The organism is Pseudomonas alliivorans, assembly GCF_017826695.1.
In the GTDB taxonomy this organism is placed as follows: Bacteria; Pseudomonadota; Gammaproteobacteria; order Pseudomonadales; family Pseudomonadaceae; genus Aquipseudomonas; species Aquipseudomonas alliivorans.
Map to the genome: position 1 here is coordinate 105,500 of NZ_JAFFZW010000003.1, position 24,361 is coordinate 129,860.

A 24,361-nucleotide genomic window follows, 5' to 3' on the forward strand; every position below is an offset into this window, starting at 1 on the left:
GTGGTCATGACCCGCCCCGGATTTCGTCTCGCGTTACTGGCTACCGTACTTGCACTGGTGGTCGTGACGCTCGGTGCCTACACGCGCCTGACCCACGCAGGGCTGGGATGCCCAGACTGGCCGGGCTGTTACGGCTTCATCGGTGTGCCTGGTACCGAGCAGCAACTTGAGCATGCGCAGCTTAATTTTCCGGACACGCCAGTGGAGGCGGACAAGGGCTGGAGCGAGATGACCCACCGTTACTTCGCCGGTGGTCTGACGCTGCTTATTCTGCTGCTGGCGGCGCAGGCCTGGCGGCATCGGCATCTGGCGGGGCATCCGTTCGGGCTGGCAGCGGGACTGCTGGGCATCGTGGCCGCGCAGGCGGCGTTCGGCATGTGGACCGTTACGCTGCAGCTCTGGCCGCAGGTGGTCGCCGTTCATCTGCTGGGCGGCGTCGCAACGTTGAGTCTGTCATTCCTGCTGAGCCTGCGCCTGAGAGGCGCCCGCCCTGCTCTGCCTCGGGTGCCTGCGCGCCTGAGAGCGCTGGCAGTGCTCGGGCTGATCCTCGTGGCCTTGCAGATCGCGCTGGGTGGCTGGGTAAGCGCCAATTACGCCGCGATGGCCTGCACGGATCTGCCTACCTGTCAGGGCCGCTGGTGGCCGGAGGCCGACTTCAGCAACGCGTTTCATCTGACCCAGCACATCGGCCCCAATTATCAGGGTGGCCATCTCGACAGTGAGGCGCGTACAGCCATTCACCTCACGCACCGGATGGGCGCGGTGCTCGTCTCGCTGACCCTGCTCGCGCTGGCCTGGCAGCTCAGGCGGGTCGGTCTGACGCGGCTGGCGCTGCTGCTGGTGTCGGCACTCGGGGGGCAACTGCTGTTCGGGCTGGGCAACGTGCTGCTGCACCTGCCACTGATCCTTGCGGTGGCACACAGTGCGGGCGGGGCGGCTCTGATGCTGTGCATGACCTTGATCAACTACCGCATTGCAGCGCCATTGCCGCGTCTCCAGCATGGCGCGTTTGCACAAATCGCCCGCCCGAGCCTGACATCGAGAGATGCGTTGAGATGACGTTACTGACCCGCCAGCGTTCGCTGTACAGCCTGTGGCAGGACTACCTTGAGCTGACCAAACCCAAGGTGGTCCTGTTGATGCTGATCACGTCCATGATCGGCATGTTTCTGGCCACTGACACGGGGGTGCCATGGACGACGCTGATCATCGGCAATCTGGGCATCGGACTGTGCGCGGCAGGCGCGGCTGTCGTGAATCATGTGATGGACCGGCGCATCGACGCACAGATGGCACGCACGCATCGTCGGCCGATGGCTCAGGGACGCGTTCCGCCTGCCGCGGCACTGAGCTTCGCGCTGCTGCTGGCGCTGTCAGGTCAGGCGCTGCTGTTCATTTTCATCAACGCCCTGACCGCCTGGCTGACGCTGGCATCGCTGCTGGGTTACGCGGTGGTCTACACCGGCTTTCTCAAGCGTGCCACGCCGCAGAATATCGTCATCGGCGGTCTGGCCGGGGCCGCGCCGCCGTTGTTGGGCTGGGTAGCGGTGACCGGTCAGGTCAGCGCCGAACCCTTGCTGTTGATGTTGATCATCTTCGCGTGGACGCCGCCGCACTTCTGGGCACTGGCCATTCACCGCAAGGCCGAATACGCCAGTGTCGCCATCCCGATGCTGCCGGTGACTCACGGCGAGCCCTACACCAAGCTGCATATCGTGCTGTACACCTGCATCCTGCTGGCGGTCAGTCTGCTGCCGTACGTGATTCACATGAGCGGCCTGCTGTACCTGCTCTGCGCGCTCGCGCTGGGGTTGCGTTTCCTGCAATGGAGCTGGGTGCTGTACCGTGGCACTCGACCGCACGCGGCGATCGACACGTTCAAGTACTCTGTGTGGTACCTGTTCCTGCTGTTCATCGCGCTGCTCGCCGATCATTACTTACCGTTGATGCCATGACCCGAACCCAGAAAACCGTCTTTATCCTTGTCGCTGTCGTGGCCCTGATCATGGGCCTGACCATCAACCGCGTGCTGTCCGGCAAGGGCCCTGGAGACCAGACGGCGTTGATCGACGCAGGCGTCATCCTGCTGCCGCAGAGCCGCAGCCTGCCTTCGTTGAGCATGAGCGATCAGAACGGCGCACCGGTGGCCGTGGACGAGTTCAAGGGTAAATGGACGCTGGTGTTCTTCGGCTATACCTATTGCCCGGACATCTGCCCCACTACGCTGGCACAGCTGCGTGACATCAGAACGAAGCTGCCGCAGGAGACCGTGGACAACATGCGCGTGGTGCTGGTCAGCGTCGACCCCGATCGCGACACGCCGCAGCAGCTCAAGCAGTACCTGGGCTACTTCGACCCTCGCTACATCGGCCTGACCGCGCCTGTGGCGGACATTCAGAAACTGGCCAGCGCACTGAGCATTCCGTTCATTCCGGCAGACACCAGCAAGCCGGGTTACACCGTCGATCACAGCGGTAATCTGGCTCTGATCGGCCCGGACGGCAGACAGCGCGGCTTCATCCGCTCGCCGCTTAACGCGCAAAAGCTGGTGGCGCAGTTGCCGGTGTTACTGGAGCGGGATTGAGGCGTGGTGTCTGACTGAGCGCAGACGCTGTTGGAGGCAGCTTGCTGGCGATGGCGTCAGTTCAGTCACCGATAGGTCGGTTCAGGAAGACATCCCGTGTCCGCTGCAAGACAGCGCAGCCCCGAAAAGGCTGCGTTGTCTTCCACTGTTCGTTGGCATGCAGTTCGTTCACATACAGCGGTCAGGGGGTTGTGCCGATCAAAACGCCGGAACCACAGCGCCTTTGTACTTCTCGGCCAGGAAGGTTTTGACTTCCGGGCTGGTCAGCGCGGCTGCCAGTTTCTTCATCGCGTCCGAGTCTTTGTTGTCCGGGCGGGCAACCAGAATGTTGGCGTAAGGCGACTCGGCACCTTCGATGATCAGCGCGTCCTTGGTCGGATCAAGCTTGGCACTCAGCGCGTAGTTGGTGTTTATCAGTGCCAGATCGACCTGCGTCAGCACGCGAGGCAGCGTGGCGGCTTCCAGTTCGCGGAATTTCAGGTCTTTCGGGTTGTTCACCACATCCGAAGGCTTGGACAGAATGCTGGTCGGGTCCTTCAGGGTGATCAGACCGGCCTTGGCCAGCAGCAACAGCGCACGACCTTCGTTGGTGGCGTCGTTGGGCAGCGCGACGTTGGCACCGTTTGGCAGCTCATCCAGCTTCTTGAACTTGTCGGAGTAAGCACCGAACGGCTCAACGTGAACCTTGGTCACGGCCACCAGATCGGTGCCCTTGCCCTTGTTGAACTCATCCAGGTATGGCTGGTGCTGGAAGAAGTTGGCGTCCATGCGCTTCTGCGAAACCTGCACGTTCGGCTGAATGTAGTCGTTGAAGACCTTGATGTTCAGGTCCACGCCTTCTTTGGCCAAGGCCGGTTTGACGAACTCCAGGATCTCGGCGTGGGGCACGGCCGAGGCTGCGACGGTCAGGGTTTCGTTGGCCTGCGCGGACAGTGCGGTTACGGCGGCAAATACGGCCAATAGCTTTCTCATGCAACAAACTCCTTTGAGGCCCGCCTTCGGCAGGCCGATGCCAACTGATTCGATCAACGGTGTGTGAAGTGTGCGACCAGTCTGTCGCCGACGGTTTGCAGAATCTGCACCAGCACCAGCAACAATACGACCGTCACGAACATCACATCGTTCTGAAAACGTTGGTATCCATAACGAATAGCCAGATCGCCCAACCCGCCTGCACCTACCGCACCGGCCATGGCGGTAAACGACACCAGTGCAATCGCGGTGACCGTGATCGCCGCAAAAATGCCAGGCCGCGCCTCGGGCAGCAGCGCCTTGAGGATGATCTGCCGGGTGGTGGCACCCATGGCCTGAGTGGCTTCGATGATGCCGCGGTCGACTTCACGCAGGGCGGTTTCCACCAGCCGCGCAAAGAACGGCGTGGCGCCTGCAATCAAAGGCGGCAACGTGCCCAGAATACCCAGCGACGTACCGGTGATGATCTCGGTCAGCGGCATCATCACGATCAGCAGGATGATGAACGGCAAGGCACGCAGCATGTTCACGATCAGGCCGACCGTGGCGTACAGCTGTTTGTGTTCCAGCAACTGGCGTGGCGAGGTCAGGAACATCAACACGCCCAGCGGCAGACCGAGCAGGATGGTGAAGCCCAGCGAAACACTCAGCATGATCAGGGTATCGCCGGTAGCGACCCAGATTTCGTACCAGTCGACGTTGGAGAACAGGTTCAGAAAGGCGTCCATCAGCGCAGCACCTCCATGTGGACATCGGCAGCGGTGAAGCGCGCGAAGGCAGCGTCCATGTCGCCGCCGGTAATGGCCAGCGTCAGTTGCCCGTAGGGTGTGTCCTTGATGCGGTCGATGCGACCGGCCAGGATGCTGTAATCGACGCCGGTTTCCCGCGCCACGGTGCCCAGCAGCGGTGCATAAGTCGCTTCGCCTTGAAAGGTCAGGCGCACGATACGGCCCTGAACGTGGGCGAAGTCGTCGCGTTGCTCGTTCTCATCGATCTGCTCGTCTTCCTGCACGAAGCGTTTGGTGGTCGGGTGCTGCGGATGCAGAAACACATCGGCCACCTTGCCCTGCTCGACAATCACGCCAGCGTCCATGACGGCGACCTGATCGCAGACACGACGAATCACGTCCATCTCGTGGGTAATCAGCACGATAGTCAGCTTCAGTTCGCGGTTGATCTCGGCCAGCAGTTGCAGGACCGACGCCGTGGTCTGCGGGTCCAGCGCGCTGGTGGCTTCGTCGCACAGCAGAATCTTCGGTTTGGTGGCGAGGGCGCGGGCAATGCCGACGCGCTGCTTCTGGCCACCCGACAATTGCGCCGGGTATTTTTTCGCGTGATCGGACAGTCCAACCCGCTCCAGCAACTCGGCAACGCGCTGGTCGATCTGGCTGCGCGGCATGTCGCCGGCCAGGGTCAGCGGCATGGCGACGTTGTCGGCCACGGTCTTGGATGCCAGCAGATTGAAGTGCTGGAAGATCATCCCGACCTGCTGACGAAAACCACGCAGGCCATTGGCGTCCAGCGCAGTGACGTCTTCACCGTCAACCACGATCTGTCCGCCGCTGGGCGTTTCCAGGCGGTTGATCAGGCGCAGCAGCGTGCTTTTGCCGGCACCGGAATGACCGATAAGGCCGAAGACCTGGCCGTCTTCGACGCGCAGGCTGGTGGGGTGCAGGGCCGGAATTTCCTTGCCTGCCACCCGATAGGTTTTGTGGACGTTATGAAACTCGATCACGGAGCGAACCTTGTGGGGGCGCGTTAAAAAATCAGCGCAGCGGGCAGTGCCTGCTTGCTTCGTTACCTCGGCCGGATTGAGCCGGGCGCGCATTTTAGCCTGTCCGGCCCGCCGTGCTTAGCATTTATTTGCAGGATGACCTGCCAGACGGACATAACATGACCGCTGGTGCCAACGATCAAAAAATAAACGGAACGGCTGTTTTTCAACCCGGTCACTTCATGGATACCGTGATTTCCGGCGAACGCCCAGGGAGTCGTATTCAGCGAACCCAACTCTATGATTGGGTCGAAAATGAGGAGTTTTTCTGATGGCTAACGAGAAAACACCGGTGACCGAAACGTCCAAGAGCGAATTGGCCGGCACCGACACACTGGATCGTGGCAACACCAACGCCAAGCTGGACAGCCTCGAGCAGTTTCGTTCCGACGCTACTCAACAGGCGCTGCGCACCAATCAGGGTGTGAAGATTGCCGACAACCAGAACACCCTCAAAGTGGGCAGCCGCGGTCCATCGCTGCTCGAAGATTTCATCATGCGTGAAAAGATCACGCACTTTGACCATGAGCGCATCCCGGAGCGTATCGTCCACGCCCGTGGCACGGCGGCGCATGGCTATTTCCAGACGTATGAAAACCATGGCGCGCTGAGCAAGGCAGGTTTCCTGCGTGATCCGGGCCACAAGACCCCGGTGTTCGTGCGTTTCTCAACCGTACAGGGCCCACGCGGCTCGGGCGATACCGTGCGTGACGTGCGCGGCTTTGCGGTCAAGTTCTACACCGAAGAAGGCAACTTCGACCTGGTCGGCAACAACATGCCGATCTTCTTCATTCAGGATGCCATCAAGTTCCCGGACTTTGTGCATGCCGTGAAGCCTGAGCCGCACAACGAAATCCCTACCGGCGGGTCGGCTCACGACACGTTCTGGGACTTCGTCTCGCTGGTTCCTGAATCCGCGCACATGGTGCTGTGGACGATGTCTGACCGTGCCATTCCGAAAAGCCTGCGCACCATGCAGGGCTTCGGTATCCACACCTTCCGCATGATCAACACCGAAGGCAAATCCAGCTTCGTGAAATTCCACTGGAAGCCGAAGTACGGCGTCTGCTCGCTGGTCTGGGATGAAGCCCAGAAGCTGGCCGGTAAAGACACCGACTTCCACCGCCGCGACCTGTGGGAATCCATCGAGATGGGCGACTATCCCGAGTGGGAGCTGGGCGTACAGATCGTGTCCGAAGAAGACGAGCATAAGTTCGACTTCGACCTGCTGGACCCGACCAAGATCATTCCCGAGGAACTGGTGCCGGTCACGCCGCTGGGCAAGATGGTGCTCAACCGTAATCCGGACAACTACTTTGCCGAGACCGAACAGGTCGCGTTCTGCCCGGGCCACGTGGTGCCAGGCATCGACTTCTCCAACGATCCGCTGCTGCAAGGTCGTCTGTTCTCCTACACCGATACGCAAATCAGCCGTTTGGGTGGGCCGAACTTCCACGAGATCCCGATCAACCGTCCAGTTTCGCCGAACCATAACGGCCAGCGTGACGCGCAGCATCGCACCACCATCGACAAGGGCCGCGCTTCCTACGAGCCGAACTCGATCGATGGCGGCTGGCCGAAAGAAACTCCAGCGGCGGCCGTCGATGGCGGTTTCGAGACCTATCCCGAGCGTGTCGAAGCGCACAAGGTTCGTGAGCGCAGCGAGTCGTTCGGCGATCACTTCTCCCAGGCCACGCTGTTCTTCAACAGCATGAGCCACCACGAGAAAGAGCACATCATCGCGGCCTACAGCTTCGAGTTGGGCAAGGTCGAGCGCGAGTACATCCGTGCCCGTCAGGTCAACGAGATTCTGGCCAACATCGATCTGGAACTCGCCAGCCGCGTCGCGGCGAACCTGGGTCTGCCAGCGCCTACCAAAGGCACTGTCGATGTGCGCAAGACTTCGTTGAAAGAGTCTCCGGCACTGAGCCAGGACAATCTGCTGTCCGGTGATATCGCTTCGCGCAAAGTGGCGATTCTGGTTGCCAACGGCGTTGACGGCAAAGCGGTCGATGCGATGAAGGCGGCACTGGAAGCCAAAGGCGCCCATGCCAAGGTACTCGGCCCGACCTCTGCTCCGGTCAAGACGGCCGATGGCAAGAGCCTGCCCGTCGATGCTTCAGCCGAAGGTCTGCCATCGGTAGCGTTCGACGCGGTGTTCGTGCCGGGTGGTGCCGATTCGGTGAAAGCGTTGAGCACCGACGGTGTGGCGCTGCACTTCATCCTGGAAGCCTACAAGCACCTCAAGGCCATCTCGCTGTCTGGAGAGGCCAAAGAGTTGTTGAAGCTGCTGCATCTGGATGAAGACGCCGGCCTGCTGTGCGTATCGGATAGCGCTTCGTTCGAAGCGTTCTTCGACGCCATTGCACAGCACCGTGTCTGGGCGCGTGAGCCGAAAGCCAAGGCTGTTCCGGCTTGAGGATCTAGCGGTCTGATGAGCATTCCCACGCTTTGCGTGGGAATGCCTCCCGGGACGGTCAGCGTCTGCTTTCGAATATGACGCAAGGCGTTACGGGTTGCCTGCCAACGCGGCGCATTGGCACGGTCAGGTTCAGTGATGAACGTCGGATCAGGACCTGGCTGGCTTCAGAACGATGTAGGCCTGTTCCTTGCGATTGATCTGGCGGCTCATGTCCAGTTCGAAGTCCGGATTGATCTTCACCACACGCTTGGTCAGCAATGTCGCCAACCACGGGTAATCGTCGGTGCGCGGCACGACCAGAAGCACGTCACAATTGAACGCTACGGTATCCGCCGCTATGTCATCCAGCTGCCGACGCAGTTTCGGCATGTCGCCGATTTTCAGGTCGATGGTGGTGCTCATGGCCGATGGATCGATCAGTTTCGCCACGCGACGCGCTTCGGCTTCGCGCAATTCAGCTTCTGCCTTTTCCAGCTCAGCCTTGCGGGCGTGCGCGATAGCGCCATTCACGCCGCTGGTGAGTGCCGGTGCCTTGGGCATCAGTGCACGGGCACGGCTCAGGGCGTTCGCGGCGGCATTCATGTCACCTTTCTGCAGGCCGATCTGGCTGCGACTTAAATAGGCTTCTGCCAATCGACGCTGGAAAGCCTCCAGGCGAATGTCGGTGGGCGCCGCTGCCTGCAAGGCCGCGAGCTGATCTTCGGCTGTCGCCAGCTCATTGCTGGTGATGCTTTGATCGAGCTGTGCGAACCCGCTCGGCTGAGCTTCGGCCGCGGGCGTCTCGACCGTGGGCGCACTCTGACAGGCACCCAACAGGATGGAAAAGGCGATCAGCAGCAGATGGCGTGGGGCGAGCGGCTTCATTCCTGCGATTCTCTAGTTTGCGCAAAAAACGAGCAAGTCTACACCGCTCGCTTGGGGAGAACAAAGCTGAGCAAGAACAACGCCGCAGCGGATACCACTATAGACGGTCCGGCCGGGGTGTCCTTGAACCACGATAACGATAGCCCAATACACACTGCCGTCACGCCCAGCAGGCTCGCGCCGAGTGCCATCTGCTCCGGCGAACGCGCGTGACGTTGTGCCGCAGCTGCCGGGATGATCAGCAGTGACGTGATCAACAAAACACCGACGATTTTCATCGCCACGGCAATCACTACCGCGATCAATAGCATCAGCGCCATACGCAGGGCAGCCACGGGAAGCCCCTCGACCTTCGCCAGTTCTTCGTGCACGGTCACGGCCAGCAAGGGTCGCCACAGGGCCACGATCATTACCAGCACCAAGGCGCTGCCACCCAGAATCCAGGCCAGATCGGTCGGGCTGATCGCCAGAAGATCGCCGAACAGATACGCCATCAGGTCAATGCGCACTTCATGCATGAAGCTCAGCACCACCAGTCCGAGGGACAGGGTACTCGGCGCGAGAATGCCCAGCAGGGTGTCCGAGGCCAGCGGCTGACGCTGTTGCAGCGTGACCAGCAGCACCGCCAGCAACAGGCAGCCGCAGGTCACCGCGATGGTCGGACTGACATCCAGCAGAAAGCCCAGCGCCACGCCCAGCAAGGCGGCATGGGACAGGGTGTCACCGAAGTACGCCATGCGCCGCCAGACCACGAATGACCCCAGCGGGCCTGCAACCACGGCCAGAGCAACGCCTGCGAGCAAGGCATACAGTAGAAAATCAGCCATGCTTGCAGCTGTCTCCATGAACATGAGTGTGGGAATGCGCTGTCGCATTCGAAGCATCGCTCACGACTTCGCCATGCAGATCGTGGGCGTGGTCGTGATGGTGGTGATAAATCGCCAGACTCTGTGCGTTCTTGCCGAACAGCTCGACGAACGCCGGGTCGTGGCTGACCTGTTCAGGATGCCCCGAGCAGCAGACGTGGCGGTTCAGGCACACCACCTGATCGGTCGTGCTCATCACCAGATGCAGATCGTGGGACACCATCAGCACGCCGCACTGATGACGGTCGCGCAGGCGGGTGATCAGGCTGTACAGCTCGGCCTGTCCGGCCACATCAACACCCTGCACCGGCTCGTCGAGCACCAGGAGCTCCGGTTTGCGTAACAGAGCACGCGCCAGCAGAACGCGTTGCATCTCACCGCCGGAGATCCCCTGAAGCGGGCTGTCGATGACTTTTTCGGCGCCGACTTCTTCCAGCGCGGTCATGGCAGCCGCACGGTCTACGCCGGGAACCAGACGCAGGAAGCGCAACACGGACAGCGGCAGGGTCTGGTCGACATGCAGTTTCTGCGGCATGTAACCGATGCGCAGCTTCGGTTTGCGCCACACGCTGCCCGAGTCAGGCTTGAGCAAGCCCAGCACGGCACGTACCAGCGTGGTCTTGCCTGCGCCGTTGGGGCCGATCAGCGTCACGATCTCGCCGGGTTTGACGCTCAGCTGAATGTTATCCAGCACGTTTTGCCCGGACAGCGTGACGGCCACCTGTTCCAGGCGAATCAGTGCATCACTCATCAGGCGGCCTTGCAGCCGGCGCAGATCCCGACGATTTCGACCGTCTGACCTTCGACCTCGAAACCGACTTCAACCGCAGCACTGACCACGGCATTACTGATGGACGGATGCTGGAGTTCGATGGCGGCATGGCACTCGCGGCAAATCAGGAACTGACCCTGATGCGCGTGCGTCGGGTGGTTGCAGCCGGTGAAGGCGTTAAGGGACGCGATGCGATGGACCAGACCGTTTTCCAGCAGAAAATCCAGGGCGCGGTAAACCGTCGGCGGTGCCGCGCGACGGCCATCTTCTTCGCTCAGGACCGCGAGGATGTCGTAGGCACCCAGCGGCTTGTGACTTTGCCAGACCAGTTCCAGCACGCGACGGCGCAACGCGGTCAGGCGCAGACCTTGTCTGGCGCACAGCGCATCGGCTTCGGCGAGAGCCGAATGCACGCAGTGGGAGTGATCATGAGGGCGACTAGCCAGGGGAGTATTGGGCATGAGCAGCGACGATATTTGCCAGAGACGTTATTATGTTACCTGTTCCCGCCCGATATGAGTGTTTTACGTGCGCCGTTTTCTTAACCTTTGCGTCATTTTGTGGGCCAGTCTGCTGGCCGTCTCTTCCGCCCAGGCCGAGGTCAGGGTCCTGACCAGCATCAAGCCGCTGCAGCTGATTGCCGCGGCTGTGCAGGAGGGTGTCGGTACGCCTGAGGTGTTGTTGCCGCCGGGCGCATCGCCCCATAACTATGCGCTGCGGCCATCCGACGTACGGCGCGTCAGGGATGTGCAGTTGCTCTACTGGATCGGCCCGGGCATGGAAACCTTCCTGCCACGTGTTCTTGAGGGACGCAGCCTTCCGTCTGTTGCCGTGCAGACCTTGCCCGGCATGCATTTGCGCCACTTCGGTGCGGACAACGCCTCGCACGATGATCATGACGACCATGGACATGGCGCGGATGAGCACGACCACGATCACATGCCCGGCAGTCTCGACTCGCACCTGTGGTTATCGACCGTAAACGCTCGGGTGATCGCCGCAAAGATGGCGTCGGACCTTGGTGTCGCGGACCCGGCCAACGCGGCGCGTTACACAAGTAATGCCGAGGCGTTCGCCAAGCGGCTGGATACGCTGGACAGCGGCATCAAGAAGCAGATGAGCGCGGTCACGGGCAAACCGTTTTTCGTGTTCCACGAAGCGTTTGATTATTTCGAAGAAGCGTACGGCCTCAAGCACACTGGCGTATTCGCCATCGCTGCCGAAATCCAGCCCGGTGCCCAGCATGTGGCGGCGATGCGTGAGCGCTTGAAAGAAGCCGGCAAGACGTGCGTGTTCAGCGAACCTCCGCTGCGGCCGCGCCTGGCGGAAACCCTGAGCGCGGGCCTGCCGGTCAAACTGGCCGAGCTGGATGCGCTGGGCGGCTACACGCCAGCGACCGCACAGGGTTACGAGCAGGTCGTGCAGAAACTGGCGGACGATCTGAGTGGGTGTCTGTCGGGGATTTGAACAGCCACTGATCACGCCTACGCTTCGCGCTCTGAACGCATACCCTGTGGCAGGCGGCTTACCGGCGATGGCGTCCGTTCAGTCACCGGTGCGTCGCTTCAGAAAAACCCTCGCCGGCAAGCCGCCTCCCACAGACCGTGTTGGCTACAGTCAGGTTGTGTATAGCGCTGAGTGCTCCGCGTTCTGACACGGCGCAAAACGGGCCCAAACGAAAGTGCCTGACTGAACGCATACCCTGTGGGAGGCGGCTTGCCGGCGATGGCGTCCGCTCAGTCACCGGTGTGTCGCTTCAGAAAAAGCAAGCCGCCTCCCGCAGTTGACGATCGTTTAAAGCGCGAACGGCAGCGGTATATGCGTTTCCTGACGCTGTGCCAGGCGCTGTTCGAACTCTGCGGGGTCGTGAATCAGTACGTCCTGTCCGGCAAAGGTTTCTGCCGCGATCAGGCGTGACAGCCAGAAGCGTACACAGCCAACGCGCAGCATGGTTGACCAGAGTTTTGCTTCAGCCGCATTGAACGGCCGCAGGGCCGCGTAGGCGCCCAGCATGGCGCGGGCGCGAACCGGGTCGATCTGGCCGTCCTCACGGGAGCACCAGTCGTTCAGCGCAATGGCCAGGTCGTAGAGCATCGGCCCCGAACAGGCGTTGTAGAAATCGATGAGTCCGGTCAGGTGCGTGCCTTCGAACAAGACATTGTCGCGAAACATGTCTGCATGCAGATTGGCCCGTGGCAGCGCCAGAATCTGCGGCTTGAGGTCTTCGATTTCCTGCAGCGACTGATCCAGCAAGGCGTTCTGCGCATCACCCAGATGCGACAGAAAATTGCGACCCTCGCTCAGCATCCAGTCCAGGCCGCGATCGGTCTTGCGTTCCAGCACGTGCTCGCGTGTCGCCAGATGAAGGTTGGCCAGCAGATCACCGATCTGTGCGCAATGCTGCGTGTTCGGCTGGCTGATGTGCTTGCCCGGCAGGCGCGGCTGCAGCAGCGCCGGTTTGCCCGCCAGCTCGCGCAATGCCTGGCCGTCAGTGGTACGCAAGGCGTAGGGCACCGGCAGATCGGCGTCGTGCAGCACATCCAGCAACTCGATGAAGAACGGCATTTCCTGCACAGGACCACGCTCGACCAGCGTCAGAACGAACTCGCCCTGCTCCATGCTGATGAAGTAGTTGGTGTTTTCGCTACCGGCGGCAATGCCTTGAAAGTCGTGCAGACGGCCGAGCCCGTAGGGGGCGAGGAATGTTTCCAGCTCGGGCCGAGCCAGTGGGGTAAAGACGGACATATCAGGACTGCCAGCAATAAGTGAATGTAAGGTGTTACCAGCTGAATATTTCCCACTGCGGGATCAGCATGTCCGGTTGGTCCGAACGGATGAAGTTGGGGCTTGTACCATCGGCGCGCACCAGAAAATAGGGTTTGCCATGCTTGGGCGTGATCTTCACCGCATACAGGAAGCCGTTCTGGCGGTACTCCTGAATGGTCTTGTCGCCATCGGTGCGGATCGTGACGTCCGGAGCCGCCGAGGGCGAATCTTCAGCGCCCATTGCGAACAAAGGACAGATTGCCAACAGGCCGGTCAACAACAGTCGATTTGTCTTGCGCATGATAACCTTGTCCCTTTGTCGTCAATGGTCCTCGCATTCTAGCGCCGGACCCGCCGAAAAGGTTGATTCTGCTCATGAGCCAAGCACCCCTCGTCCTGGTGGACGGTTCTTCTTATCTCTACCGTGCCTTTCACGCACTGCCTCCACTGGCCACGTCCAAAGGGTTGCCGACCGGCGCCGTCAAAGGCGTGCTGAACATGCTCAAGAGCCTGCGTCGGCAATACCCGGAAAGCCCGTTTGCGGTGGTGTTCGATGCCAAGGGCGGCACTTTTCGCGACACTCTGTACGCCGAATACAAGGCCAATCGTCCCAGCATGCCGGATGACCTGCGCGTGCAGGTCGATCTGCTGCACGCGTGTGTCAAAGGCCTGGGCTACCCGCTGTTGTGCGTCGAAGGCGTAGAGGCGGACGACGTGATCGGTACCCTGGCGCGCAGCAGCGCGGCAGCCGATCGTCCGGTGATCATCTCCACCGGCGACAAGGACATGGCGCAGCTGGTCGATGGCCACATTACACTGGTCAACACCATGACCGGCAGTGTGCTGGACGTCGCTGGCGTCAAAGAGAAATTCGGTGTCGGTCCTGAGCACATCATCGATTTCCTCGCGCTGATGGGCGACAAGGTTGACAACATTCCCGGCGTTCCCGGCGTGGGCGAGAAAACGGCCGTCGGTCTGCTGGTTGGCGTCGGCGGTGGCCTCAAAGAACTGTACGGCAACCTTGACGCGGTGGCAGGTCTGCCGATCCGTGGCGCCAAGACGCTCGCTGCCAAGCTTGAAGAGCATCGGGAGATGGCGTTTCTGTCCTATGAACTGGCGACCATCAAGATCGATGTGCCGCTGGACATCGAGCTGGACCAGTTGCACTGCGGCGAACCCGATCGCGATGCGCTGATGGAGTTGTACGCCGAGCTTGAATTCAAGAGCTGGATCGAGGACCTGCAACGCGACGCCAAACGTGCCGGCCAGGAGCTGGTGGTCGAAGATGCGCCTGTAGTGATCAAAGAGGCTGCGTACGAGGTGATCCTCGAGCAGGCGCAATTCGATGCCTGGTTGAAAAAACTCGAGGCTGCGCCGCTGTTCGCCATCGTCACTCAGAGCAATGGCACCGACGCGCAGCGTGCGCAACTGGTCGGCCTGTCGTTCGCCATCCAGACCCACGAGGCGGCCTACATCCCGCTGACCCATTCCTACATGGGCGTCCCCCAGCAACTGGACCGCGACACCGTGCTCAAGGCCCTCAAGCCGCTGCTTGAAGACCCGAACAGGATCAAGGTCGGTCAGCACGCCAAGTTCGCCATTAACCTGCTTGCCAACTGCGCGTTGGGTGGCGATCAGAGCCAAGGCATTGACCTGCAGGGGGTCAGGTTCGACACGATCCTCGAATCCTACGTGCTGGACTCCACTGCCACTCGCCACGATCGTGACAGTCTGGTGGCCAAGTACTTGACGCACACTCCGATCAACTTTCAGGACATCGCCGGCAAAGGCGCCAAGCAGCTGACCTTTGATCAGATTGCTCTGGAGCAGGCTGGCCTGTATGCCGCCGAAGAAGCTGACCTGACCCTGCGCTTGCACGAAGTCTTCGAAGCCCGACTGGCTGCGATTCCGACCCTGCAACCGGTGCTGAACGACATCGAGATGCCGCTGGTACCGGTGCTGGCGCGCATCGAACGCCAAGGTGCGTTTGTCGACGCCAACCTGCTGGGCATTCAGAGCGTGGAGCTGGGCGACAAGATGACCGCGCTGGAGCGTGAAGCCTTCGCCATCGCCGGTGAAGAGTTCAATCTGGGCTCACCCAAGCAACTGGGCGTGATCCTCTACGAAAAGCTTGGCATGCCAATCATCAGCAAGACCGCGACCGGCCAGCCGTCGACCGCTGAAGCCGTGCTCGCCGAACTGGCCGAGCAGGATTTCCCGCTTCCCAAGGTTCTGATGCAGTACCGCTCCATGAGCAAGCTCAAGAGCACCTACACCGACCGCCTGCCTGAGCAGATCAACCCGCGCACCGGCCGGGTCCACACCTCCTACCATCAGGCCGTGGCGGTGACCGGGCGTCTGTCGTCCAGTGATCCAAACCTGCAGAACATCCCTATTCGGACCGCTGAAGGTCGTCGTATCCGTCAGGCGTTCGTGGCGCCGAAAGGCTACAAGCTGCTGGCGGCCGACTATTCGCAGATCGAACTGCGGATCATGGCGCACCTGGCGCAGGACGAAGGCTTGTTGCACGCTTTCCGCAACGACCTGGACGTGCACCGTGCGACGGCCGCGGAAGTCTTTGGCGTGGAACTGGAAAACGTCACCAATGACATGCGCCGCAGCGCCAAGGCGATTAACTTCGGGCTCATTTACGGTATGAGCGCCTTTGGTCTGGCCAAGCAGATCGGCGTGGACCGCAAGCAGTCGCAGGCTTACGTGGATCGCTACTTCGCGCGCTACCCCGGTGTGCTCGATTACATGGAGCGCACCCGGGCTCAGGCGGCTGAGCAGGGCTTCGTCGAGACCATCTTCGGGCGTCGCCTGTACCTGCCTGACATCAATGCCAAGAACCAGTCACTGCGCAAGGGCGCGGAACGTATGGCGATCAACGCGCCCATGCAAGGCACCGCAGCCGACATCATCAAGAAAGCGATGGTGGCTGTGAATGGCTGGCTGGATGAGTCAGGCCTGGATGCGCGGGTCATCCTTCAGGTGCACGACGAACTGGTGCTGGAAGTACGCGAAGATCTGGTCGATCAGATCAGCGAACAGATCCGTCCGCACATGAGCGGCGCGGCTGAACTGGCGGTTCCGTTGCTGGTTGAAGTGGGTGTGGGCAGCAACTGGGACGAGGCGCACTGACGGGCATAGTGGCGAACTTGTCATCAAGTTCGCCAAATGTTGTAGGAAATATGAACTTTTCTTCATCGCTGGAACTTAACCATCCAGACAGGAGTCAGACGTGGCGATTGGCTGAAAAGCTGATCGCGCTCCTATGTTGTGTTAAGTGTTGGCAGATATCCGGACCCCACCCTAAGGTCTGGACCTTGAACCCCGGAACTTCCCCCTCCCCATTCGAAGTCCGGGGTTTTTTTTGCCCACTGTTTACTCGGCGGGTGCCTTGTCTTCCAGCTCCATCCAGTCGGCCAGCACGGTGTAGGCTTCTTCCAGGCCCATGCGCTTGGGGGCCGAGAACAGCTGAATGGTGACGGCTTCACCCCAGCCCTTGCGGATTTCCGACTGAACCTTGAGCAGCGTGTTCTTGGCTGCGCCGTAAGTCAGCTTGTCGGCCTTGGTCAGCAGAATGTGCATCGGCATCTTGCTCGCCACTGCCCAGTCCAGCATCAGCAGGTCGAAATCGGTCATTGGATGACGGATGTCCATCATCAGAATCAGGCCCTTCAGGCTTTCGCGGCTGCCCAGATAGGCTTCCAGGTGGCGCTGCCAGTGCTGCTTGAGCGGGATGGGCACTTTGGCGTAGCCGTAACCCGGCAGGTCGACCAGACGGCGATCCTCGTCCAGGCCGAAGAAGTTCAGCAACTGGGTACGCCCCGGCGTCTTGGAGGTGCGTGCCAGACTGGCGTGGGTCAGGGTGTTCAGCGCGCTGGACTTGCCGGCGTTGGAACGACCGGCGAAAGCCACTTCAAATCCCTCGTCGTCGGGGCACTGGTCGACCTTGGCGGCGCTGAGCATGAAGGTGGCCTGTTGGCACAGACCGAGGATGGGGTTCTTGAGCTGCATGTGATTTCCGGTGAGGGCCCTGCCTGCAAGGCGTGCGGCAAGGGTGTCGTTTCCGTTTGGGTAGCGCGAGTATATAATGCCGCAAATTTTGTGTGTGCTTTCGTCTCCCGGAGGGAGCGGGCACAGTTAAGCGAAATCAATATGCGCATTAGAACGCAGTCCGCTTTCAACCTGAAAGGTTTTTGCTGAGTCATCGGGCTTAAGGGCAGTTGTTGCAGGGTCAAAGGCGATGCCGCTGCGCTGTGTGGAGCGTGAAAGGACAGCAATGGCCAGGATTTGCCGACTATCCTTCTGGATACGCAAGTCACGGGCTACCCGACTTTTCACCCCCCTTGGCTGACCGGATGACCTGATGAACACATTATTCGTGAGTCTGCTGTTGGCGCTGGGCATCTGCGCCTCTTTCCAGGCCCAGGCTGCCGATCCTGTCGGTGACGCCTCCGCCGGACAGGCAAAGATCGCTGTATGTGGCGCCTGCCATGGCCCCGATGGCAACAGCCTGGCACCCAACTTCCCCAAACTGGCTGGTCAGGGTGAGCGCTATCTGCTCAAGCAACTGCGCGAGATCAAGGATGGCACGCGCGTGGTCGTGGAAATGACCGGCATGCTGAACAACCTCACCGAGCAGGACCTTGCGGATATCTCCGCTTATTACGCACGTCAGAAAGGCAGTGTCGGCGCTGCGTCCCCGGATCTGGTCGCGCAGGGCGAAGCGTTGTTCCGAGGCGGCAGGCTGGCTCAGGGCCTGCCCGCCTGCACCGGCTGTCATTCGCCGGATGGCACCGGCAACGCCCAGGCAGGTTTCCCTCATCTTGGCGGCCAACATGCCGATTACATCAGGAAGCAGCTGACGGCATTTCGTGAAGGTGATCGGACCAATGATGGCGACACCCTGGTCATGCGCACCATTGCTGCCAAACTGAGCACCAAGGACATTGAGGCGCTGGCGCACTATATTCAGGGCTTGCACTGAGCCGAGCAGGTTTCAGGCCCTCGTCTGCCGTGACAGGCTTCATGGCATCTGCAAAAAGGGCCACTACGGCTGCCCTTTTTTGTGGTCGCCAGCGTTACACTAACGAACTCATGCTTTCACGACCGGTCGAAAACACCGTCGCTTGAAGGCGATTCAATCTGCCCAGGAGTAAAGCATGCGTAATCTGATCATCAGCGCCGCACTGGTTACCGCCAGTCTTTTTGGTATGTCCGCTCAAGCTGCCGAGCCTGCCCAGGCAGGCAAGCAATACGTCGAGCTGAGCAGCGCTGTGCCTGTTGCAGTACCAGGCAAGATCGAAGTCGTGGAGCTCTTCTGGTATGGCTGCCCGCATTGCTACGCGTTCGAGCCGGTCATCAATCCATGGATTGAAAAACTGCCGTCCGACGTGAATTTTGTCCGTATTCCTGCCATGTTCGGCGGCCCTTGGGATGCCCACGGCCAACTGTTCATCACCCTGGACACGCTGGGGGTAGAGCACAAGGTTCACGCTGCTGTATTCGATGCGATCCAGAAAGGCGGCAAGCGCCTGACCGACAAGAACGACATGGCTGACTTCGTCGCCACTCAAGGTGTCGACAAAGAGAAATTCCTGAGCACGTTCGATTCCTTCGCTGTGAAAGGCAAGATCGCGCAATACAAGGAACTGGCCAAGAAGTACGAAGTCACCGGCGTTCCAACGATGATCGTCAATGGCAAGTATCGCTTCGATCTGGGCACCTCCGGTGGCCCGGAAGCCACTCTGCAGGTGGCCGACCAGTTGATCGCCAAAGAGCGGGCGGCCAACCAGGCGGCGAAGTAAGCGCCGGTCATGGGCCGCTGGGGCGAGGGCACAAAACGAGTCGTTGGCCTGCATGATCCGCGGGTCAACGAACATCATCTGAGCAAAAGTGGTCTGCCGGAAGACGGCAGGCTGCGGTTGCTCAGTTTCAATATTCAGGTCGGTATCAGCACCGAGCGCTACCGGCATTACCTGACCCGCAGCTGGCAGCACTTGCTGCCGCACGTAGGTCGGGCGGGCAACCTCAAGAAGATCGGTGAGCTGCTTCACGACTTCGACCTGGTTGCCCTGCAGGAAGTCGACGGCGGCAGCATGCGCTCCGGCTTCGTCAATCAGGTGGAGCACCTTGCCCAGCTGGGTGCTTTCCCCTACTGGTATCAGCAACTCAATCGCAACCTCGGCCGTTTCGCTCAACACAGCAATGGCGTGTTGAGCCGTCTGCGCCCGGCCAAGATCGAAGATCACCCGTTGCCCGGCCCGGCAGGGCGTGGGGCGATTCTGGTGCGTTTCGGTGAAGGCGACGATGCGCTGGTGGTGGTCATGATGCACCTCGCGCTCGGGACCCGTACCCGCACGCGTCAACTCGCCTACATTCGCGAACTGATCGGCGGCTATCGTCATCAGGTCCTGATGGGCGACATGAACACCCATGCCAATGATCTGCTGGAGCATTCGCCATTGCGGGATCTGGGCTTGTTGGCCCCGCAGATCGAAGCGACCTTCCCCAGCTGGCGGCCACAACGCTGCCTTGATCATATTTTGCTCAGCCCGACCCTGACACTCGAGCGCGTCCAGGTGCTGGCTCAACCTATTTCCGATCACCTGCCGGTTGCTGTCGAGATTCGCCTGCCTGCTTCACTGTGTGGGGACTCGCTGCCTGTGCCCTCTGGTGGAAGCCTTGCATGAGCGACGACGCGGAGCGTTGGAGAGAGAAGTACCTCAAGGGAATCGAACAACAGGACAAGCTTGAAAAGCGCTGGGATGCGCGGCTCGACCTGTTGCGGCGAGGTCTGGTGCGAAGCAGTCTTGCGGCAGAAGGCTCTGACAAGGCTGTCGACGAATGCATGAAGGAAATGCGCGAAATCGTGCGCAAGGACGACATGGATGCGGGCCTTTCGGCCTTGATTCCACGTCTTGAAAAAGCCGTGCTGGACTCCGAGCACCGGCGCGAGGTGCGGGTCGGTCAGATCAGCTCCGCCCTGGCCGCGCTGGTAACGCAACTGCAAGCCCTGCCGTTGCCACGCGACGTGCGCAAGCCGCTCAAGCGTTTTGCCAAGGACCTGGAAGAACGCGCCTCTCAGGCTCGCGAATTGCCTTTATTGCTCAGTGAGCTGAGCAGCCTGCAAGGCAAGGCACTGACCCAGCTGGAGAAGCCTGAGGAAGGCCACCGCCCCGGTCTGCTGGAACGTCTGTTCGGCTCGCGGGACGAGCATGGCGAGGCCCACCCTGATACCTCAACGCCCGCAGAAGTGCCGTCTTCTTCAGACCATGAGCGCGACGCTTCCCACACAGAACAGTACGCGCACGAAGATCCGGAGCCCGGCACGCCTGTTGATCGTTCAGTCGAGCCGTCGGAAACCGTCGTTGTCGTACCCGTTGCGTCAGCAGTTGCTGCCGCGCCTGAACCTGTTGCGGATATTCCTTCCGAGCCGCCAGTGCCTGTGCCTGACGTTGAAGAGCCTGTAATCGGGCAGGTTGCCGAGCCGGTTCTTCCACCGATGGATCCATCATCCGCCCCGACGATCGTCGAGCCCGAGCCCATACTCGACAGTGACATCGAGGCCATGCTGACGCCGACGCCCAGCGTGCCTTTCCAGCAGATACCCGTGTCAGTCATCGGGCAGGTGATCCCGGAAGATGATGCTGACAGCGATGCCGATGATTCGGCTGAAGACGATGGCTACGCCCTGCCCTCGGCGCCCGAACCGAGTTACAGCTCGGTTGCCGCACACATCGAAGAAACCCTGCTGGGGCTGCTTGCCGACCTGACCCTGTCCGAGCACTACCGGCCGCAGGTCGAGGCCATGCAGTTGCGGCTCAGGCATGGCCTGAACTGGTACGAGCTGTTGCCTATCCTGGATGATCTGGCCGTGCTGATGCTGGCGATCAACAACGGTGGCCAGCAGGAATTCGGTATCTACCTCAAGCAACTGAACGAGCGGCTCGAGTCCTTCCAGAGCCATCTGCAGGCGGCCAGCGAGGACCATGCGCAGGGCGAGTCTTCGGTTCGCGATCTCAACGAGCAATTGCGCGAACAGGTAGGCGGCTTGCAAAGCAGTGTTCAGGACGCCTCCGACCTGCCCAGCCTCAAGCTGGTGCTGGACAATCGTCTGGAAGGCCTGCTCAGCACCATGGACGATTACCAGCGCAAACGTGATGCGCGCGAGCAGGAAGTCGCGTCCCGCCTGCAAAGTCTTGCCGCCCGCGTGGCAAGCATGGAGCAGGAGGCGCTGGGCTTTCGCACCAACCTTGAAGAACAGCGCCAGAAGGCTTTGATCGACCCGCTCACAGGGCTTGCCAACCGTGCGGCCTGGGCCGAGCGGCTCGAACAGGAAACGATCCTCTGGCAACAACACAAGGACAGTCTGCTGGTCGGCATTCTGGATCTGGACCACTTCAAGCGGATCAATGACGGCTACGGACATCTGGCGGGCGACAAGGTCTTGAAGATCGTCGCCGGTGTTCTGAAAAAACGTCTGCGCCCGGGTGATTTCCTGGCACGTTTCGGCGGCGAGGAGTTTGTGGTCCTGATGCCAGCCACGCCCGTGACCACAGGCCTGCAGTTGCTGGACGAACTGCGGGAAACGGTCGAACTCTGCCCGTTTCATTTCAAGGGCGAGCGCGTGACCATCACGGTGTCCATGGGCGTGACCGCCTTTCGCTCGGGTGAGCGCAGTGAGGTAGCCCTCAAGCGCGCCGATCAGGCGCTGTACCGGGCCAAGGAAAATGGCCGGAACAAGGTCGAACAGGGCTGACACTTTGGCCCGGATGAGCAGCTCTCACGACGCATGAGCTATCCGCGCGCCTTTTGTTATGATGTTGCATTAATCGCGGACGTAGTTTGAACCCATGAAGTTGTACCTAGCTGCTTTTCTCCTGCTTGCCCTGACCGCGTGCTCCAGCGGTCCCAGACTGGACACCAGTCACCCCTCGGCAAACTTTGACGGACGTATCCAGTACGTTGTCATGCATTACACCTCTGCTTCCCTTGAGCGGTCCCTGCAATTGCTGACCCATGGCGAGGTCAGCAGCCATTACCTGATTGGCGATGATTCGTCTGCAACCATCTACAAACTGGTCGATGAAAGCGCCCGCGCCTGGCATGCAGGCGAGAGCGAGTGGGATGGCCGCACCTGGCTGAACTCCAGTTCCATCGGGATCGAGATCGTCAATCCCGGCTACACCGAAACGCCGACAGGCCGTCTGTGGTATCCGTACACCGAGGCGCAGTACCAGTCGATCAAGGTGCTGCTCAAGGACATCGTCAAACGCAACAGAATCGAGCCGAAACACATCATCGGACACAGTGACATCGCGCCGTCGCGCAAGATGGATCCGGGTCCGTTGTTTCCCTGGAAGCGTCTGGCCGCAGACGGCCTTGGCGTATGGCCCGACGAACGGCAGGTGGCACAGCGTCAGGCATTGATGATGAACAATTTGCCAGCGATCGGCTGGTTTCAGCAGCAACTGGCACGCCTGGGTTACACGACCCCTCAGACCGGTGAGCTGGACACCGCTACACGACAGGTTCTGGCCGCTTTCCAGATGCATTACCGGCCCGAGCGTTTCGACGGCGAGCCAGATGCGCAGAGCGCCGCTATCCTGCAGGTGCTCAACGCCACGAGGTGAGTGCAACTGCGGCCCGCTTTTCGACGGGCCAACTCTGCGCTTATTGCTATAACTGATGGGTACTCTCTCTGAGTATCCATCGATGCTGATTGCGTCAACACGTCTTCGAACGACTCTTTCCCGCCCCTGGCTGCTGGCATTGCTTGCAGCCTTGCTGAGCGCGACCATGATGTTGACCGGTAGTCTTGCGCTGGTCTTGCAGCAGGCGCGACAGACCGAGAGTCAGCAGATGAACGCTCAGGGTGAGCGCTTTCTGGTCAGGCTCGAACAGCTTTTCAGCCAGTTGCGGTCGGGGCTGGATCAGCTTGAGCATCAACCGTTGCGGCGCTGCAGTCCGGAGATGCTGGGACGTCTGCGAGAGGTCATTTCCAGCAACCGCTTCATCTATGAAGCCGCCTATGTCGGTGATGCCCGATCCTGCTCGAGCTGGCCACGAAAAAGACTGCTGGCCGAAACCAGAACACCCGACATTCGCGGCCCCACGTATGACTACTGGCTGAACACCTCGGCGCAGCCGGACGACAATCTGGCGGCGCTGGTGATGGGCCGTGGCGATTTTCGGGTGTCCACCTCCCGTGGTCATCTGACCGACGTGGTCGACCTCCCTCCGGGCCGCAGCCTGCTTGTGGTGCTGGATAACGCAACCCGCGCAATACCGGTACTCGGTCCCGCACAGATCTGGCCTGTTCCAGGTTGGGATACAGGTGGCAGCGAACCGTTGATCATCACTGAAACGCAATTGATCTACCGCATGGCGACCCAGAGTCCCGAGTACCAACTGGTCCTGATCACGCCGCGTAACGGTCTGCTCGGCGATATGACCGGCGCGTGGTGGCTGCTGGTTCCGGCTAGCCTGCTGGTGTCGTTGTGCGTAGGGGTGCTGACGTTTCAAATGCTCCGTCAGCGCAAATCGCTGGGCGCCGAGCTAACGGGGGCGTTGCGCCGAGCCGAGTTGAAGGTGCTTTATCAGCCGATTTTCAATCTGGGTACGCGACAGTGCGTCGGTGCCGAGGCGCTGGTGCGGTGGCATCGGCCGGACGGCACGTTGACCAGCCCGGACCTGTTCATTCCGCTGGCAGAAAATACCGGTCAGATCCGCCAGATCACCGATTTCGTTCTGCAACAGACCCTGGAGCAATTGGGGCCTTTGTTGCGTGCCAATCCGCAGCTGTACATCTCGGTCAATCTGTCAGCCTGCGATGTCATGTCGGCCCGCATCGGTCGGATCACCGCGCGGCTGCTGGCGCTGCACAAGGTGTCGGCAAGGCAGATAGCGTTCGAGGTCACGGAGCGGGGTCTGATCGATGTCGTGGTGGCGCGCAATCATTTACAGACGTTGCGTGATCGCGGTCATCAGGTGCTGATCGATGACTTTGGCACCGGTTATTGCAGTCTGGCCTATTTGCAGACATTACCGGTGGATGGCCTGAAGATCGACAAGGCATTCATCGACGCGCTGGGCTACGATGCGGCCAGCAGCGGTGTTGCGCCGCACATCATCCGCATGGCCCATGCCCTGCAGCTCAAGGTGATCGCCGAGGGCATCGAGTTCGAATCCCAGGCTGCATTGCTCAAGAGTGAGGGCGTGATCTTCGGTCAGGGCTGGCTGTTCGCCCGGCCACTGACCGCTGCCAGATTTGTCGAACGAGTGACAGGCGGCCGTCGCAGCGCGACAAGGCGCAGGAATGATGTGGCGTGAG

General features: G+C 60.7%; 23 protein-coding genes. 13 read left to right on the forward strand and 10 right to left on the reverse strand.

Going from position 1 to position 24,361, the window contains the following annotated elements:
- Positions 1-6: 6 nt before the first annotated feature.
- From JTJ32_RS09590 to JTJ32_RS09600, 3 genes are read left to right on the forward strand one after another with little or no spacing between them, the layout of a single operon-like run.
- The gene (locus JTJ32_RS09590; RefSeq protein ID WP_210041888.1) at positions 7-1,059 is read left to right on the forward strand and encodes a COX15/CtaA family protein; all 1,053 of its coding nucleotides are present in this window, start codon (positions 7-9) and stop codon (positions 1,057-1,059) included.
- A complete protein-coding gene (gene cyoE, locus JTJ32_RS09595; RefSeq protein WP_210041889.1) occupies positions 1,056-1,955 on the forward strand; it encodes a heme o synthase in 900 nt (299 codons plus the stop codon). The genes JTJ32_RS09590 and cyoE overlap by 4 nt, the downstream gene beginning before the upstream one ends.
- Positions 1,952-2,584 carry an SCO family protein gene (locus JTJ32_RS09600; protein WP_210041890.1) on the forward strand — a complete coding sequence of 211 codons (633 nt, stop codon included), beginning with the start codon at positions 1,952-1,954 and terminating at the stop codon, positions 2,582-2,584. Before cyoE ends, JTJ32_RS09600 begins: the two co-directional genes overlap by 4 nt.
- A gap of 198 nt (positions 2,585-2,782) precedes the next feature.
- On the opposite strand, the gene JTJ32_RS09605 is transcribed toward JTJ32_RS09600, so the two are convergent.
- From JTJ32_RS09605 to JTJ32_RS09615, 3 genes are read right to left on the reverse strand one after another with little or no spacing between them, the layout of a single operon-like run.
- Positions 2,783-3,556, reverse strand: a complete 774-nt coding sequence (locus tag JTJ32_RS09605) for a MetQ/NlpA family ABC transporter substrate-binding protein (RefSeq protein ID WP_210041891.1) — start codon at positions 3,554-3,556, stop codon at positions 2,783-2,785.
- A 53-nt stretch (positions 3,557-3,609) separates the two neighbouring features.
- Positions 3,610-4,284 carry a methionine ABC transporter permease gene (locus JTJ32_RS09610; protein WP_004882526.1) on the reverse strand — a complete coding sequence of 225 codons (675 nt, stop codon included), beginning with the start codon at positions 4,282-4,284 and terminating at the stop codon, positions 3,610-3,612.
- Entirely contained in the window at positions 4,284-5,291 is a 1,008-nt protein-coding gene (locus JTJ32_RS09615; RefSeq protein ID WP_099231277.1) for a methionine ABC transporter ATP-binding protein, read from the reverse strand. The genes JTJ32_RS09610 and JTJ32_RS09615 overlap by 1 nt, the downstream gene beginning before the upstream one ends.
- Positions 5,292-5,449: 158 nt before the next feature.
- On the opposite strand from JTJ32_RS09615, the gene JTJ32_RS09620 reads away from it, so the two are divergent.
- Both JTJ32_RS09620 and katE read left to right on the forward strand, forming a co-directional pair.
- Entirely contained in the window at positions 5,450-5,602 is a 153-nt protein-coding gene (locus JTJ32_RS09620) for a hypothetical protein (RefSeq protein ID WP_184322427.1), read from the forward strand.
- Positions 5,602-7,749 carry a catalase HPII gene (gene katE / locus JTJ32_RS09625; RefSeq protein WP_184322426.1) on the forward strand — a complete coding sequence of 716 codons (2,148 nt, stop codon included), beginning with the start codon at positions 5,602-5,604 and terminating at the stop codon, positions 7,747-7,749. Before JTJ32_RS09620 ends, katE begins: the two co-directional genes overlap by 1 nt.
- A gap of 150 nt (positions 7,750-7,899) precedes the next feature.
- Here the strand turns inward: katE and JTJ32_RS09630 are convergent, their stop codons facing one another.
- From JTJ32_RS09630 to JTJ32_RS09645, 4 genes are read right to left on the reverse strand one after another with little or no spacing between them, the layout of a single operon-like run.
- Positions 7,900-8,616 (reverse strand): PA5502 family lipoprotein, encoded by a 717-nt coding sequence (locus JTJ32_RS09630; protein ID WP_184322425.1) that lies wholly within the window; start codon positions 8,614-8,616, stop codon positions 7,900-7,902.
- Positions 8,617-8,654: 38 nt separating this feature from the next.
- On the reverse strand, positions 8,655-9,443 hold the full coding sequence (gene znuB, locus JTJ32_RS09635) for a zinc ABC transporter permease subunit ZnuB (RefSeq protein ID WP_184322424.1): 789 nt from the start codon (positions 9,441-9,443) through the stop codon (positions 8,655-8,657).
- Complete coding sequence (gene znuC, locus JTJ32_RS09640; protein WP_184322423.1) at positions 9,436-10,233, reverse strand: zinc ABC transporter ATP-binding protein ZnuC; 798 nt, start codon at positions 10,231-10,233, stop codon at positions 9,436-9,438. Before znuC ends, znuB begins: the two co-directional genes overlap by 8 nt.
- On the reverse strand, positions 10,233-10,715 hold the full coding sequence (locus tag JTJ32_RS09645; RefSeq protein WP_099230950.1) for a Fur family transcriptional regulator: 483 nt from the start codon (positions 10,713-10,715) through the stop codon (positions 10,233-10,235). Before JTJ32_RS09645 ends, znuC begins: the two co-directional genes overlap by 1 nt.
- A gap of 67 nt (positions 10,716-10,782) precedes the next feature.
- Between JTJ32_RS09645 and JTJ32_RS09650 the strand changes: the two genes are divergently transcribed.
- The gene (locus JTJ32_RS09650; protein ID WP_099230948.1) at positions 10,783-11,721 is read left to right on the forward strand and encodes a zinc ABC transporter substrate-binding protein ZnuA; all 939 of its coding nucleotides are present in this window, start codon (positions 10,783-10,785) and stop codon (positions 11,719-11,721) included.
- Between the two features lie 327 nt (positions 11,722-12,048).
- Here JTJ32_RS09650 and JTJ32_RS09655 read toward each other — a convergent pair whose 3' ends face one another.
- Positions 12,049-12,999, reverse strand: coding sequence for a homoserine kinase (locus JTJ32_RS09655; RefSeq protein ID WP_099230946.1), 951 nt, complete (start codon positions 12,997-12,999; stop codon positions 12,049-12,051).
- A gap of 34 nt (positions 13,000-13,033) precedes the next feature.
- On the reverse strand, positions 13,034-13,321 hold the full coding sequence (locus tag JTJ32_RS09660; RefSeq protein WP_099230944.1) for a DUF2782 domain-containing protein: 288 nt from the start codon (positions 13,319-13,321) through the stop codon (positions 13,034-13,036).
- A gap of 74 nt (positions 13,322-13,395) precedes the next feature.
- On the opposite strand from JTJ32_RS09660, the gene polA reads away from it, so the two are divergent.
- Entirely contained in the window at positions 13,396-16,161 is a 2,766-nt protein-coding gene (polA, locus tag JTJ32_RS09665; protein ID WP_210041892.1) for a DNA polymerase I, read from the forward strand.
- Between the two features lie 243 nt (positions 16,162-16,404).
- On the opposite strand, the gene yihA is transcribed toward polA, so the two are convergent.
- Positions 16,405-17,040 carry a ribosome biogenesis GTP-binding protein YihA/YsxC gene (gene yihA / locus JTJ32_RS09670; protein ID WP_073170442.1) on the reverse strand — a complete coding sequence of 212 codons (636 nt, stop codon included), beginning with the start codon at positions 17,038-17,040 and terminating at the stop codon, positions 16,405-16,407.
- A 352-nt stretch (positions 17,041-17,392) separates the two neighbouring features.
- Here yihA and JTJ32_RS09675 point away from each other — a divergent pair, with 352 nt between their 5' ends.
- From JTJ32_RS09675 to JTJ32_RS09700, 6 genes are all read left to right on the forward strand, one after another.
- Positions 17,393-18,013, forward strand: a complete 621-nt coding sequence (locus tag JTJ32_RS09675) for a c-type cytochrome (protein ID WP_184322419.1) — start codon at positions 17,393-17,395, stop codon at positions 18,011-18,013.
- Between the two features lie 175 nt (positions 18,014-18,188).
- Positions 18,189-18,833, forward strand: coding sequence for a thiol:disulfide interchange protein DsbA/DsbL (locus JTJ32_RS09680; protein WP_210041893.1), 645 nt, complete (start codon positions 18,189-18,191; stop codon positions 18,831-18,833).
- Positions 18,834-18,842: 9 nt separating this feature from the next.
- A complete protein-coding gene (locus JTJ32_RS09685; RefSeq protein ID WP_099230937.1) occupies positions 18,843-19,718 on the forward strand; it encodes an endonuclease/exonuclease/phosphatase family protein in 876 nt (291 codons plus the stop codon).
- On the forward strand, positions 19,715-21,787 hold the full coding sequence (locus JTJ32_RS09690; protein ID WP_210041894.1) for a GGDEF domain-containing protein: 2,073 nt from the start codon (positions 19,715-19,717) through the stop codon (positions 21,785-21,787). Before JTJ32_RS09685 ends, JTJ32_RS09690 begins: the two co-directional genes overlap by 4 nt.
- A 94-nt stretch (positions 21,788-21,881) precedes the next feature.
- A complete protein-coding gene (locus JTJ32_RS09695) occupies positions 21,882-22,661 on the forward strand; it encodes an N-acetylmuramoyl-L-alanine amidase (RefSeq protein WP_210041895.1) in 780 nt (259 codons plus the stop codon).
- Positions 22,662-22,743: 82 nt separating this feature from the next.
- Positions 22,744-24,360 (forward strand): EAL domain-containing protein, encoded by a 1,617-nt coding sequence (locus JTJ32_RS09700; protein ID WP_210041896.1) that lies wholly within the window; start codon positions 22,744-22,746, stop codon positions 24,358-24,360.
- Position 24,361: the final 1 nt, after the last annotated feature.

What these genes read in the sequence shown, in the direction of transcription:
- katE (WP_184322426.1), top strand. Translation starts at nt 5,602, where the DNA reads ATGGCTAACGAGAAAACACCGGTGACCGAAACGTCCAAGAGCGAATTG.
- JTJ32_RS09660 (WP_099230944.1), bottom strand. Translation starts at nt 13,321, where the DNA reads ATGCGCAAGACAAATCGACTGTTGTTGACCGGCCTGTTGGCAATCTGT.
- JTJ32_RS09685 (WP_099230937.1), top strand. Translation starts at nt 18,843, where the DNA reads ATGGGCCGCTGGGGCGAGGGCACAAAACGAGTCGTTGGCCTGCATGAT.
- JTJ32_RS09610 (WP_004882526.1), bottom strand. Translation starts at nt 4,284, where the DNA reads ATGGACGCCTTTCTGAACCTGTTCTCCAACGTCGACTGGTACGAAATC.
- JTJ32_RS09695 (WP_210041895.1), top strand. Translation starts at nt 21,882, where the DNA reads ATGAAGTTGTACCTAGCTGCTTTTCTCCTGCTTGCCCTGACCGCGTGC.
- JTJ32_RS09645 (WP_099230950.1), bottom strand. Translation starts at nt 10,715, where the DNA reads ATGCCCAATACTCCCCTGGCTAGTCGCCCTCATGATCACTCCCACTGC.
- JTJ32_RS09700 (WP_210041896.1), top strand. Translation starts at nt 22,744, where the DNA reads ATGCTGATTGCGTCAACACGTCTTCGAACGACTCTTTCCCGCCCCTGG.
- cyoE (WP_210041889.1), top strand. Translation starts at nt 1,056, where the DNA reads ATGACGTTACTGACCCGCCAGCGTTCGCTGTACAGCCTGTGGCAGGAC.
- JTJ32_RS09655 (WP_099230946.1), bottom strand. Translation starts at nt 12,999, where the DNA reads ATGTCCGTCTTTACCCCACTGGCTCGGCCCGAGCTGGAAACATTCCTC.
- JTJ32_RS09600 (WP_210041890.1), top strand. Translation starts at nt 1,952, where the DNA reads ATGACCCGAACCCAGAAAACCGTCTTTATCCTTGTCGCTGTCGTGGCC.
- polA (WP_210041892.1), top strand. Translation starts at nt 13,396, where the DNA reads ATGAGCCAAGCACCCCTCGTCCTGGTGGACGGTTCTTCTTATCTCTAC.
- JTJ32_RS09590 (WP_210041888.1), top strand. Translation starts at nt 7, where the DNA reads ATGACCCGCCCCGGATTTCGTCTCGCGTTACTGGCTACCGTACTTGCA.
- JTJ32_RS09680 (WP_210041893.1), top strand. Translation starts at nt 18,189, where the DNA reads ATGCGTAATCTGATCATCAGCGCCGCACTGGTTACCGCCAGTCTTTTT.
- yihA (WP_073170442.1), bottom strand. Translation starts at nt 17,040, where the DNA reads ATGCAGCTCAAGAACCCCATCCTCGGTCTGTGCCAACAGGCCACCTTC.
- JTJ32_RS09675 (WP_184322419.1), top strand. Translation starts at nt 17,393, where the DNA reads ATGAACACATTATTCGTGAGTCTGCTGTTGGCGCTGGGCATCTGCGCC.
- znuC (WP_184322423.1), bottom strand. Translation starts at nt 10,233, where the DNA reads ATGAGTGATGCACTGATTCGCCTGGAACAGGTGGCCGTCACGCTGTCC.
- JTJ32_RS09630 (WP_184322425.1), bottom strand. Translation starts at nt 8,616, where the DNA reads ATGAAGCCGCTCGCCCCACGCCATCTGCTGCTGATCGCCTTTTCCATC.
- JTJ32_RS09620 (WP_184322427.1), top strand. Translation starts at nt 5,450, where the DNA reads ATGACCGCTGGTGCCAACGATCAAAAAATAAACGGAACGGCTGTTTTT.
- JTJ32_RS09605 (WP_210041891.1), bottom strand. Translation starts at nt 3,556, where the DNA reads ATGAGAAAGCTATTGGCCGTATTTGCCGCCGTAACCGCACTGTCCGCG.
- JTJ32_RS09690 (WP_210041894.1), top strand. Translation starts at nt 19,715, where the DNA reads ATGAGCGACGACGCGGAGCGTTGGAGAGAGAAGTACCTCAAGGGAATC.
- znuB (WP_184322424.1), bottom strand. Translation starts at nt 9,443, where the DNA reads ATGGCTGATTTTCTACTGTATGCCTTGCTCGCAGGCGTTGCTCTGGCC.